At 61.2% G+C, this 11,756-nt stretch carries 10 protein-coding genes and 1 pseudogene; 6 read left to right on the top strand and 5 right to left on the bottom strand.

All coding sequences use genetic code 11. The features are described 5' to 3' along the window. The 3 genes from T281_RS12820 to T281_RS12810 form a co-directional block, all read left to right on the top strand. Positions 1–661, top strand: a 661-nt coding sequence (locus T281_RS12820) for a metallophosphoesterase (protein ID WP_052037459.1), incomplete at its 5' end; no start/stop codon positions are given. A 145-nt stretch (positions 662–806) separates the two neighbouring features. Continuing rightward, entirely contained in the window at positions 807–1,226 is a 420-nt protein-coding gene (locus T281_RS12815) for a L,D-transpeptidase (protein ID WP_037239632.1), read from the top strand. 361 nt (positions 1,227–1,587) lie between these two features. Continuing rightward, positions 1,588–2,031 (top strand): hypothetical protein, encoded by a 444-nt coding sequence (locus T281_RS12810; RefSeq protein ID WP_037239629.1) that lies wholly within the window; start codon positions 1,588–1,590, stop codon positions 2,029–2,031. 210 nt (positions 2,032–2,241) lie between these two features. On the opposite strand, the gene T281_RS18830 is transcribed toward T281_RS12810, so the two are convergent. After that, positions 2,242–2,409, bottom strand: a complete 168-nt coding sequence (locus T281_RS18830) for a hypothetical protein (RefSeq protein WP_155955237.1) — start codon at positions 2,407–2,409, stop codon at positions 2,242–2,244. 687 nt (positions 2,410–3,096) lie between these two features. Further along, on the bottom strand, positions 3,097–6,609 hold the full coding sequence (locus T281_RS12805; RefSeq protein ID WP_037239626.1) for a trifunctional glycoside hydrolase family 18/polysaccharide deacetylase/glycosyltransferase family 2 protein: 3,513 nt from the start codon (positions 6,607–6,609) through the stop codon (positions 3,097–3,099). A gap of 347 nt (positions 6,610–6,956) precedes the next feature. Here T281_RS12805 and T281_RS12800 point away from each other — a divergent pair, with 347 nt between their 5' ends. From T281_RS12800 to T281_RS12790, 3 genes are all read left to right on the top strand, one after another. Continuing rightward, a complete protein-coding gene (locus T281_RS12800) occupies positions 6,957–7,790 on the top strand; it encodes a YdcF family protein (RefSeq protein ID WP_155955236.1) in 834 nt (277 codons plus the stop codon). After that, entirely contained in the window at positions 7,787–8,557 is a 771-nt protein-coding gene (locus T281_RS12795; protein ID WP_052037457.1) for a DUF72 domain-containing protein, read from the top strand. Before T281_RS12800 ends, T281_RS12795 begins: the two co-directional genes overlap by 4 nt. Positions 8,558–8,918: 361 nt before the next feature. Continuing rightward, a complete protein-coding gene (locus tag T281_RS12790; RefSeq protein ID WP_037239623.1) occupies positions 8,919–9,410 on the top strand; it encodes a Ros/MucR family transcriptional regulator in 492 nt (163 codons plus the stop codon). Positions 9,411–9,593: 183 nt separating this feature from the next. Here the strand turns inward: T281_RS12790 and T281_RS18825 are convergent. From T281_RS18825 to feoB, 3 genes and pseudogenes are all read right to left on the bottom strand, one after another. Continuing rightward, positions 9,594–9,706 (bottom strand): annotated as a pseudogene (locus tag T281_RS18825) (IS630 family transposase); the annotation flags it as partial. Between the two features lie 111 nt (positions 9,707–9,817). Further along, positions 9,818–10,063, bottom strand: a complete 246-nt coding sequence (locus T281_RS12785; protein ID WP_052037456.1) for a FeoC-like transcriptional regulator — start codon at positions 10,061–10,063, stop codon at positions 9,818–9,820. A 10-nt stretch (positions 10,064–10,073) separates the two neighbouring features. Further along, a partial coding sequence (gene feoB, locus T281_RS12780; RefSeq protein WP_037239608.1) for a ferrous iron transport protein B occupies positions 10,074–11,756 on the bottom strand: 1,683 nt, incomplete at its 5' end.

Below are 11,756 nucleotides of genomic sequence, written 5' to 3'. Positions count from 1 at the left end.
CATGATCGTGCTGCTCGGAGATTACGTGAATGCGCTGCGCCCGCGCTTCGTATCGCGGCCGGTACCGGTCAGGGAATGGGTTGCAGCGCTTGGGGAGCTTTCCGCGCCGCTCGGCGTGCACGCGGTGCTCGGAAATCATGACTGGATATCCGGCGAAGCGTCGGCGATCCGGCGTGCGTTCGAAAAGGCAGGGATTGATGTTCTCGAAAACCGCGCGGTGAGGCTGTCGCATCGCAACACGCCGTTCTGGCTGGCTGGCGTTGCCGATCAAATGGTCTCGCCGACGAACGGCATCCGCGACATCGAAGCCGCGCTCGATGCCGTCACCGGCGACGACCCGCTCATTCTCCTCACGCATGAACCCGACATTTTCCGCGTGACTCCGAAACGCGTCGCGCTGACGCTCGCCGGACATACACATGGCGGACAGGTCTATATTCCGTTCGTCGGGCGCCCTGGCCTGCCAGCGCAGTACAGCGGAAAAAATGCGGATTTGGCCTATGGCCACATCAAGCAAGGCGGCCGCCACATGGTGGTGTCGAGCGGCCTCGGTCTCTCCGGCCTGCCCGTGCGCTTCCTCGTGCCGCCGGAAATCGTGATGGTGACGCTTCGCGGCTTGGGAACTTTCGGCTTCAATCTTCCTTTAACAAGCGAAGCGTAAACTCTGGCATTAAGGCAAGATGCGTGTTCCGGCTGGACGTGCATCGAGGCTTTGAAGCGAGGGCGAATAATCTGTCAGCTTCAATCTGAGGCGAAGCAGCTTACGCTACTTCGCGGGCACAGTATTCCGGTTGTGGGGCATCTCGATGGGCAAGATTTCCGTCGCCGTTGCGAGCGTCGTCGCTTGCAGCGTATCTTTTTCTGTTGCGCAAGCCGATGTGGAAGTCCGCATCAGCAAGTCGCGGCAGATGATGTATGTCTATCTCGACGGCGAACATTACTACTCATGGCCCGTCTCGACCGCGCGCGGCGGCTACAACACGCCGAACGGCGTTTATAGCCCGCAGCGACTCGCCGTCTTCCATCGGTCGAGCAAGTACAACAATTCGCCGATGCCCTATTCGATCTTCTTCCACGGCGGATACGCGATCCACGGCTCATATGACATCGGCAATCTCGGACGCCCCGTCTCGCATGGCTGCATCCGTCTGCACCCGGAGGACGCGCGCGAGCTTTACGGCCTCGTCAGCGACAGCGATTACACGCGCATCGTCGTGACTTATTAAGCGCGCTTCACGTTTTACAGCGGTGCGCCGAAAAGACACGCGGCGCACCGCTGTAGCGCACGATTCGGCCAATCACGGCTCAGCCACCCTTCGCTCGCACAATTTTTTCCACACGAGGCAGCATTATAATCTTCTGTCTTCGAGCAGCTTATTTGCGTCAAATCGCGCCCGCTTCTCGCACTTCGTTTCCACCGCGAAGTTTTTCGCGGCCTCGCTTTTTACGAAAACATCGCCTTGATTTAGCGCGCTCAAGCGGCTCACTTCCGTGAGCACACCGCCGATGTGAATATATTGCGTCTTATTCTAGCCAAAGATTTCAGGTAATCAAACAAACACTCAAGAAATTCAGGGAAAATTGAACATGAGACTTTTATCGGCCGCTCGCGCCGTGGCGATTGCGCTTGCTGCCTTCGTTGGCATGTCCTCAACGAGCTACGCAGACAGTGGAACGGTAACGCTTACAATCTACAAGGCTGGTTGGATCATCGGTGGCTCCGGTGGCAGCGGCTCTCTCACCTTTCAAGGCAGGCGTTTTGCGCTCTCAACCGGAGGGCTGGATTACGGCCTCGTTTTCGGCGGATCGAAAACCGTGCTGCACGGACGGGTGAGTAACATCCGGTCGCCGCGCGATGTCGAGGGCGTCTATGGCGCAGCGGGCGCGGGACTTGCGGTCGGCCGTGGCGCACGCGCGATCGTGTTGACCAACCAGAAGGGCGCGGTGCTGGAACTCAACGGCAGGCAGGTCGGGTTGCTGGCTAACATAGACCTGAGCGGCCTCGCGATTACAATAGACAGACGAAGATAAGGAAAACGGCGCGAAACTCCCGCTGGGGTGTTCGCGCCGTCTTCGACCTTCCAATCAACCAGACAGCCGTTTTTCAAATCTCAAGCACGTCATTTTGAACGGTCGTTCCGCAATAGGGCGCGGCCGACCGCGCACGCCTGAACGAAATAAGACAACGAAAAAGCCGCGCAACCGGCGCGGCTTTAAGCATCGACCTAGGTGTGGAACCTTTTAGGCGTTCACCTTGCGCTTTTCCGCCTGGCGAAGCATGTCCAAAGTTGCCATGTAGTCTGCCTTCGCAGCAGACTTGACTTTGGGATCAGCGTGCCATTCTCGCGCACGCAGCTCTGCTCGTTCTCTGGCCTTAGCCAAGAACTCAATCTGCTTTTCTCGCGTCATGGTTCTCCCCTTTTCCCATACTCATAAACTCTAACATGTTAATGCGCCTTACGTTCCATCCGAAAGACACGGACTCCCAAATAAGGATCATACGCCTCTACGTTGTACCCGCAAAATTTAAAAACCTCTAATACCCGCGCATCTTTATGAGGTATCCTGCCATTGTCCTTAATGCACATTGTCACAGCATCGGGATTAGCCAAGCTTACCAAGTGTCGCACAAGGCACAACAGGGAATCTAATATTTTTTTTCGATCGTTCGAACCGATAAATGCGCACACCTCGGCTCTGTCCCAATACGAGCAAAACACCTCTGAATTATCATCATATTCTTCTATGCTATATCGTAACTCATAATCCCAAGCTGGGATCACATCCAAATCAATTACTAGGTAAAAAATATGATTGGTAACATCGTCGTAGCCAATTTGCGTAGAGACGCGAAAACTGTTCCCATCCCTATGGCTATGGAAATAAGACTCATGGTCGGTAAGTGTTGATACAAATGTCATGAGCCGAATCGTGAAAGGATGTTTTCTTTCACCTATCATGAAGATAATAGCTTGGCTATGGTCGGGTAAGGCGGCTCCTGGCAATAGCTTCTAGGAATCCACAGCCCGTTTGAGGGAATCTCGTTCCCCGCCCACGCGGGGGGTAGCGCGCGGCGGTCGCGCCGCGCACGCATCATCAAGTCGCGGGCGTATGCTCCGCCAACCGGTCGACCGGCGCTTGCACGATGGCGGGGCTCGGCACGGGCGCCACGTCGCGCGGCATCGGGCGCGCATCTGCCTCGCGCGGCTCCATCGCCCGCACCGTCGCCTTGCGTTCGAGCTTGCCCCAGCCGACGACGCGGCCTTGAAGCGCCTTCACCACCGACTTCGCCACCACATAATACATCACCTGCCGATAGCCGAACCGCTGGAGCACGAGCCACCAGAGCAGCGAACGGTCCTCCCGCTTTTCCAGCAGGAACGCGATCAGCGCGGCCGAAAGATCCACGGCCATGAACACCGCGTAGTAGGTCAGCGTGATCGTGAAGTTTTCCGAATTGAACTGCGAGCCGTGCTGCAAGTAGTCGATGCCGGTCCGCACGACTTGCACGAGGAGCAGCAGGTCCACCAGCGGCGAAATCAGCGCCAGAGCAATCTGGAACAGCCACACCTGCGGCAGCGCGATCATGCCGAGCGCGCCATAGCGCGGGTTGAGGTTGGCGCTGCGATGCTTCCAGAGGCATTGCAGCGTTCCGAATGCCCAGCGGAAGCGCTGCTTCGCAAGACCGCCCAGCGTATCGGGCGCTTCGGTCCACGCGAGCGCGTCCGCATCGAACAGCACCTTGTACCCCGCGCGCTGCACGGAAATGGTCAAGTCCTGATCCTCGGCGAGTGTGTTCGACGGGAAGCCGCCGAGCCCCATGATTGCCTCGCGACGCCACGCGCCGACGGCGCCCGGCACCACCGTGATGCAGTCGAGCGTCGCGAGCGCGCGGCGTTCGAGGTTCTGCGCCGTGATGTATTCGAGCGCCTGCCAGCGCGTCAGCACGTTGATGCGGTTGCCGACCTTCGCGTTGCCCGCCACCGCGCCGACTTTCGGATCGGCGAACCAGCGCACCAGCCGCGAGATGGTCAGCGGCTCGAACTGAGTGTCCGCGTCGAGCACGACGACGATGTCGCCCGTGGCCTGCGCCAGCGCGAGGTTGATGGCGCGCGCCTTGCCGCCGTTCGGCGTATGCATCAGGCTAACGCGCGGATCGTCCGCGAACTCGCCGCGCACCACATCCGCCGTGCCATCGGTCGAGCCGTCGTCGATAACGATCACCTCAAGCTTCTGGTGCGAGCTGGCGAGGATCTGCCGGATCGAGGCGGCGATGACCTTCGCCTCGTTGAAAGCGGGGATCAGCACCGACACGGACAGGCCATCCGCATAGGGCGGATCGGCGCGCCGCTTCCTGCGTCGGTTGCCGTATGCCGCAAGCCCGCACAGCACCACAAGACGACCGAGGCCGAGCGCGATGGCGGCGATGAACAGCGTCGTCAGCGTGTTTTGAAACAGGTTCAGCGTGTAGAACATGTAGCGATTGAAGACAGACGCGGCCTCGTCAGCGGGCACGGGCGGCATCGCCCTGTCCCTGGACCAGCCCGCCATTTCCGAGACCGTCGCGAACTCGAAGCCGCGCGCGCGAAGCTCGTCGATGATGCGCGGCAAGGCCGCCACTGTGGTTGTGCGGTCCCCGCCCGAATCATGCAGAAGCACGATCTGGCCGCGCCTCTCCGGGTCAGTGTCAGTCGATTGCGCGACGATGCGCTGCACGATCTCGTCGGCCGTGGGTTTCATCCAGTCGTCGGGATCGACCTTGAGCCCCACAGTGACGTAACCGAGCCGTTCGGCAACTTCCAACGGACCGATTTCCTGCGCGGTCGAGGGTTCCGCATCGCCGAAATAAGGAGGCCGGAACAGCCGCGTCGACCGGCCCGTCAGCGCTTCGATGAGCCGCTGCGTTGCGTTGATTTCGATGGCCGCGACGCTATCGGAGACCTCGCCGATATTCGGATGCGTAAAGGTGTGGTTGCCGAGATCATGGCCTTCCGCAAGCACGCGCTGCAAGAGCTTCGGATTAGCCGCGCCGTTTTCGCCGATGATGAAGAACGTGGCGCGCGCGTTCTTTTCCTTCAGGATATCCAGAATCTTCGGCGTCCATTCGGGGCTTGGCCCGTCATCGAACGTGAGCGCGATCTTGCCAGGAGCGTCCCCCATGCGCCGGATCACGAAAGAGGCCGGCATTGCGGTGTAGTTTTCCCCGACGATGGTCGCGTTTGCTTCGTCGGTCTTGAAGGTCCGCGCGCCGGCCTTCGGATCGGCGGCAACCTGAAGAAGTTCGCCCTTGCCGATGAAGTTTACGTCCGCCGTGGGAACGATGGTTTCGAGTGAGGCGGGCGGCGGCGCGCCGTAGCTGCGCGGCAGCACCTGCCACAACGATGGGTCTTCAGACCCCAGCCGCCAGATCGCGTATCCGGCCGGGCGGTATCTGTCCGACGCGCGCAGATGATTGTAAGCCGTCACTGCATCCATGAACCAGACGCGATGCGTCTGCCCGTCTTCCATATAAGAGAAGCGCGGGTTGAGCGTGGCCGGGTCGAGATCGACCGTCGCCCGCGCATCGCGCGCGGCGAGCATGATCTCCTGGAACGTGAGATCTTCGGCCGGGGCCTTGCTGCCAACCGTCCAGTCGTAGCCGTAATTGCCGACCGCGACGATGGTATGCGCCGGGTCGAGGTCGCGCATGCGGAGCGCGAGGCGCGTCGAGAACCACGATTGCGACGCGATCGGACCGGGTTCACCCTCCGCCCAATGCTCGTCATAGCCCATGAGCATCAGGTAATCGGTGAGTTTGGCATAAGCTTTGTAATTCCAGCGCGGATCGTCGAACGGAGCCGCGACGGATACGATAAGCCCCTTCGGCTGAAACGCGGCGCGCACTTCGCCGAGAAACGCGAGATAATCCTTGTGCGCGTTGTCCGGCACCTGCTCCAGGTCGAACACGAGGCCTTGAAGCTTGTGCTCATCAAGGAACGCAAGCATGGCGTCAATGCGGGCTTTCCGTCTTTCAGGATCGGCGAGCAGTCGACCGAGGCCTGGACCGTCCCACTGCGCGCCCGAAGCGTTCTGGATCATGGCCATGATCGCCATGCTTGGCTTTTCGCGGCGGATCAGATCGAGCGCCTTGTCGTCAACCTGTTCTTTCAGCTCCATGTCGGGGCCTTGAAGAAACAGCCAGCTCGGCGCGACCCAGTCGAGGCTCTGCATGTTGGCGCGGAGCGACGCGAAGCTCGAGTCGTCCCAGTTCACGTAATATCCGATGGTGAGCGGCTTCTCCCGCCCTTCACCCGCAACCTTCGTTGCCTTCGCCTTCGCGGCGGCGGCCGAGAAGGGATGCTGCGGGTGCCGGGTCTTCTTTTTGTCGGCCTGGGCCGCATAGGCGAGGCTGCGCGCCTGTGGCAGAAGATATGGCGCTTTCGCGACGTCGTTCAGCACGGCAAAGCGCTGCTGCGTCTGCGTGGCCTCTGGAAACGAGCGAAAGACGAAAAGGCTTGAAAGAAAGATCACCCCCGCGATGCTGCTCACGATAGCGAGCGCCCATGCGATGCGAGAGACATGCCCCGCGCGCTTGTTCCGAGGGTCGAAGAAAACGGGATATTGTGCCATGAGCCTTGCGGAAAATTGCCCACCCGAACGAGAGCTTTGCCGGGCGGAGGGAAAGCCGGACAATAGCCCCCCCTTCCTGAACGTCAGCTGTACAGAACCGGAGCAATTCGCAGAAGACCCGAGATGCCCGCGTCAAGATTTTTGCTTCGCGGTGTGGCACGTTGAGCCACGGTCCTCGCGGGCGTAGCGCAGATGTCTTATTACACGGCAAAGGATGGCCGCGCTCGATCGGCGTTTATCTTGTCGGAATCCGGGGAAATCTGGCCGAATGTCATGGCATTTCCAGGAAAGTGCTGCATTTTCATGTACGGAATTATTCCGGCCTCGGATTGAAAGCGGCGAACGCAATGTTTTATGTTTCCAAATTGGCGTGGATGATGCTTCAGCCCTCAAACTTCATCGCAATCCTTCTCGTGCTGGGCATCGGGCTGCTCGTCCTGCAAAGACGCGCTGTTGCGCTTCGGTTGATCGTTGCCGCGACGTTTTTTTATGTCCTCGCCGCATTCTCGCCGCTCGCAAACTGGCTTCTTCATCCGCTCGAACACGAGGTGAAGGGGGGCACGGAACGCGATGTCGCCGGAGCAGCCGGAATTATCGTCCTCGGCGGCGGCGTTTCGGGAGCGATCCCGACCGAGGGAGGCGCCATCCCGCTGGGACCGTCCGTCGAGCGGGTTACGGAAACCCTGCGGCTCGCCTTGCGACACCCCGATCTGCCCGTCATCTTCTCGGGCGGAAGCGGCCTGATCCTGCAACTCGGCGACACGCCAAACGAGGCGGACGCCGCGCAGCGCTTCTTTGAAGGCTTCGGCGTTGTGACGCCGCGCCTCCGGCTCGAAGACCGCTCGCGCAACACGCTTGAAAACGCTGAACTGAGCGCGGCCATGCTTCAGCCGAAGCCCGATCAGCGCTGGATTCTCGTGACGTCCGCGTTCCATATGCGGCGCGCGGCCGCGCTGTTCGAGGCGCAGGGCTTCCGTGTGGTGCCGTGGCCCGTCGGCTATCTGACGAGCGGCCACGGCGACCTGCAGCAGCCTTTCGGGCGCGCGTCGGAGGGGCTCCATCGCATCGACATCGCCACGAAAGAATGGCTCGGGATTTTCGTGTCGTGGGCGCGGGGCGACTTCGCGCCGGTGGAGCGCGCAGGAAACCGTGTCGAGGCCTCGCGCGTTTCAGGCTCATGACCGCACGCAACTCCGTCATTCGCGCAGGCATCGGCGGCTGGACTTATGAGCCGTGGCGCGGCCTCTTCTATCCGCAGGGGCTGCCGCACGCGCGCGAGCTTGCGTTCGCGAGCCGCGCCGTCACCTCGATTGAGGTCAACGGCACGTTCTACCGCACGCAGACGCCCGCCACCTTCGCTAAGTGGCGCGACGAAACCCCGGACGGCTTCGTGTTCTCGGTGAAGGCCCCGCGCGCCGCTGTGATGAAGCGCGTGCTCGCCGAGGCCGGGCCGTCGGTCGAGCGCTTCGCCTCAAGCGGGCTCGGCGAACTGGGCGACAAGCTCGGGCCGATCCTCTGGCAATTCGCGCCGACGAAGAAATTCGACGCCGACGACATGGCGGCGTTTCTCGCGCTCCTGCCGCGCGAAGCGGGCGGTCGTCCGCTGCGCCACGCGCTGGAGGTTCGCCACGAGAGCTTTCGCACGCCCGCCTTCACCGATCTCGCGGCGAAGGCCGGAGCCGCCATCGTGTTCGCTGATTCGAACGACTATCCGCTGATCGAAGAGTCGACCGCCGATTTCGTTTATATGCGGCTGATGAGGGCGCGCGCCGACGAGGCAGGCTACACCACCGGTGAGATCGAGGCATGGCGCAAGCGCGCCGAAGGATGGGCGGCAGGCGGGCGCGACGTGTTCGTGTATTTCATCAATGGCGCGAAAGAGCGCGCACCCGCTGCGGCGCAGGCATTTCTTGCCCCATCCATGCTGCACCAGCACCAGCCGTGCTGACCCTCCCGACTATCCTTCCCCGAGTGAAGAACTCAATGGGTTGATAAGTCCCCTTGTCCGATATTTCTCACGCTTTGCCCATCTTCGCGTTCTTCGCGAGCGGCGTTGCTGTTCGATTATCTGGCGGCAAGCGGACGCTAGAAATGCAACCGGGCTTTATCCAGAGCATAACTCCGCTGCATGATCCGAATCAACATGGCCGTCATTTGATGCGCCATCCACAAAAATATGCAGGACGATGCATAATCAGCTACACATCACGCGCGCTTATCTGTAAGAGGCGACAAGATCCTGACGAAAAATAAACTGGTGCGACCTAGATAAATTTACTTTCGCGCCAACAGCAGAAGCCTGGGACACTATGGTAGACAACAACGAAATCGAACTGACCTCATTCACGGCGGATGTGGTGGCGGCTTATGTCGCGAACAACGTGATCAGCGCCGACAAGCTTCCGGACTTCATTGTTTCGGTCTATGGGGCCCTCAGCAAGGCCGCGACGCAGAGCGTCGAACCGGCGAAGCCGGAATTGACACCCGCGGTCCCCGTCAAGAAATCCGTGACGCAGGACTTCATCATCTGCCTTGAGGATGGCAAGAAGTTCAAATCTCTCAAGCGGCATCTCAAGACCCATTACGATCTCTCGCCCGAAGACTATCGCGAGAAATGGGGCCTGCCGCACGATTATCCGATGGTAGCGCCAGCCTACGCAGCAGCGCGCTCGAACCTCGCCAAGAGCATGGGCCTCGGACAGCGCAACGCCGCCAAGGCCAACGGAAAGGCTGCTGTGCCTGCGCCCGCCGCGAAAGCAGCCACGAAGGGGCGTGGCAAACGCTCCCCTAGCGCAGCCTGATTATCTGGCGCCTGAGGCCCTTCGGTGAAGGGCCTCAGAGCAGACGACTACGCGGCGTTAGAATTAGTGGTCCGATTCTGACATTTGCATCCCTTGCAGCATCCTCGCGAGCAAATGGCGGGATCGCAAGGACCGCAATAACCCCTGATTCTAAAGCGTTATCCGATCAGGCTGGGTCGTATCCGGCGCGACCATTCCTGTCCGTCGCAACGCGCCGACGAAGGTCGTCGTGTTCCAGTGACGTGCGGGATGCCCGCGCGGAGACGCTGGTCTCTTCGCGCCCGGCCGTAGCGGCGAACTGTCGGAACCAGGCCTCGCGCCGCTTCAGGACGTCCGGGCCCCTTCGACCTTGGGCGGCGGGAAACCAACCTGCTTTGACCCAAACAAGGCCGGTGTTTTCGATCCGGTCAGCGGGCGGAGCCAGACTTCGGCCCCACCCACTCGAACACTTCAACGCATTCGCAGGAAGCCGAGCACCCGCAGCCGCACGGCGCTTGCGAAACGGGCAATTTCCGAACGCGCCCCTTTGAAACCATGAGATCGAGCGCGCCGCGAACGGCATCCCGAGACGAGCCGAAATGGATCGACATCTCGGAAAGCGTCGCTTGCCCCCGGTTCTCCAGGTAACGGCCGAGTTCGGATAGCGTGATCATGCCGCCACCGTCACTCCGCCGGAAGCGCCGCGATGCGCCGCCCTTGCGCGAAACCGGCGAGCCACATCGACAGCACGGCAACGCAGAAGACGAGCGCGCAGGTCATGAGCCAGTTCTGCGCTGTCGCTGGATCGCGGCTGTATGTTGCGATCTGGTAGAACGACACCGCCGTGATGTAGCCAGTGCCGGTCGTCCAGACCGTCGCGAAGGCGGTCCAGCGCAGGCCTACCTCGTGGCGGATCGCGCCGAGAGCGGCCACGCATGGCACATAAAGCAGGATCAGCAGCATGTAGGCGAAAGCGCCCGCCATCCCGTCGAAGCGCGACTGCATGGCACCGAACACCTGGCTGTTGACTTCGAGCCTCTCGGCGGCCGCTGTCGAATCGCCAACGTAGCCGACGTCGATGCCCAGCGGATCGAGCAACTTGCCACCTATCTCGGCGAGGTTGGTCGGTACGGTTGCAGCCGCTTCACCCAGCTTGTCGAGCACGGTCGGGCTTTCCTCCGCCGTCTTCTCGCCGCCTTCGCCCTCAGTCGCGTCGACCTGCGAATAAAGGGCGTTCAGCGTGCCGACGACCGCTTCCTTCGCGAAGATGCCGGTGAACAGCCCAACGGCGGCCGGCCAGTTCTCGTCCGTGAGGCCGATGGGCTTGAACACAGGAACCAGTTCGTGGCTGACCGAAGCGAGGACGGAGTCCTTGGTGTTCTCGCGGCCGATACTGCCATCGGTGCCCATGTTCGCGAGGACGCTCAGCACCATCACCATCGGCACGATGATCTGGCCCGCGTTGAGGATGAACCGGCGGAGCCGCTGCCACGCCTGAATGACTACCGTCCGCACCGTCGGCACGTGATAGGGCGGCAGTTCCATAATGAAGTGCGAGACCTCACCACGAAGCAGCGTGTGCTTGAGGATGAGGCCGGTCATCACCGCGAACAGGATGCCGATGATGTAGAGAAGGAAAACGATGTTCTGTCCGCTCCACGGGAAGAACGCCGCCGCGAAGAGCGCGAAGACCGGCAGTCGCGCCCCGCAGGACATGAACGGCGCCATCATGATCGTGAGGATGCGGTCGCGCCGCGTTTCGAGCGTGCGCGTCGCCATGACCGCGGGGACGTTGCAGCCGAAGCCGACAATCAAGGGCACGAAGGATTTGCCGGGCAGGCCGATCGCCCGCATGGCGCGGTCCATCACGAAGGCCGCGCGCGCCATGTAGCCCGAGTCCTCAAGGATGGAGAGGAACAGGAAGAGACAGGCGATGATCGGAACGAATGTCGCGATAGTCTGCAAGCCGCTGCCGAAGCCCTTCACCAACACCTGGGCGAAATCCGGCGCGCCGATGGCGGTGAGCCCCTGCTGAGGCAGATCGATGAACAGCGCTTCGCCGCCCTTGTCGAAGAAGTCGATGAAGGCTCCGCCCACCACGATGGTGAAAAGGAACATCAGATACATCGCGAGGAGGAAGACCGGCACGCCGAGGAAGCGGTTGAGCGCGACGGCGTCGATGCGCTGCGTGAGCGTCGTCGAGACCTCGCGCTTCTGACGATGGCAGGCCTCCATGATGCCTGCGATGAAACGGAAGCGTCCGTCAGCGATAATGATATCGGCGTCGTCGCCGCATTCCTTCTCGACCTCGGCGCGCAGGCGCTTCGCCTCTTCGGTCAGGGTCGGCCCGGCAATACGCTCCGCGAG

The organism is Rhodomicrobium udaipurense JA643 (genome assembly GCF_000636015.1).
GTDB classification, from domain to species: Bacteria; Pseudomonadota; Alphaproteobacteria; order Rhizobiales; family Rhodomicrobiaceae; genus Rhodomicrobium; species Rhodomicrobium udaipurense.
This window is presented reverse-complemented; position numbering and strand designations above follow the sequence as displayed.

Bases quoted from the DNA above. Each gene is read 5' to 3' on its own strand.
- T281_RS12815 (WP_037239632.1), top strand. From the start codon at position 807: ATGGGCAAGATTTCCGTCGCCGTTGCGAGCGTCGTCGCTTGCAGCGTA.
- T281_RS12810 (WP_037239629.1), top strand. From the start codon at position 1,588: ATGAGACTTTTATCGGCCGCTCGCGCCGTGGCGATTGCGCTTGCTGCC.
- T281_RS18830 (WP_155955237.1), bottom strand. From the start codon at position 2,409: ATGACGCGAGAAAAGCAGATTGAGTTCTTGGCTAAGGCCAGAGAACGA.
- T281_RS12805 (WP_037239626.1), bottom strand. From the start codon at position 6,609: ATGGCACAATATCCCGTTTTCTTCGACCCTCGGAACAAGCGCGCGGGG.
- T281_RS12800 (WP_155955236.1), top strand. From the start codon at position 6,957: ATGTTTTATGTTTCCAAATTGGCGTGGATGATGCTTCAGCCCTCAAAC.
- T281_RS12795 (WP_052037457.1), top strand. From the start codon at position 7,787: ATGACCGCACGCAACTCCGTCATTCGCGCAGGCATCGGCGGCTGGACT.
- T281_RS12790 (WP_037239623.1), top strand. From the start codon at position 8,919: ATGGTAGACAACAACGAAATCGAACTGACCTCATTCACGGCGGATGTG.
- T281_RS12785 (WP_052037456.1), bottom strand. From the start codon at position 10,063: ATGATCACGCTATCCGAACTCGGCCGTTACCTGGAGAACCGGGGGCAA.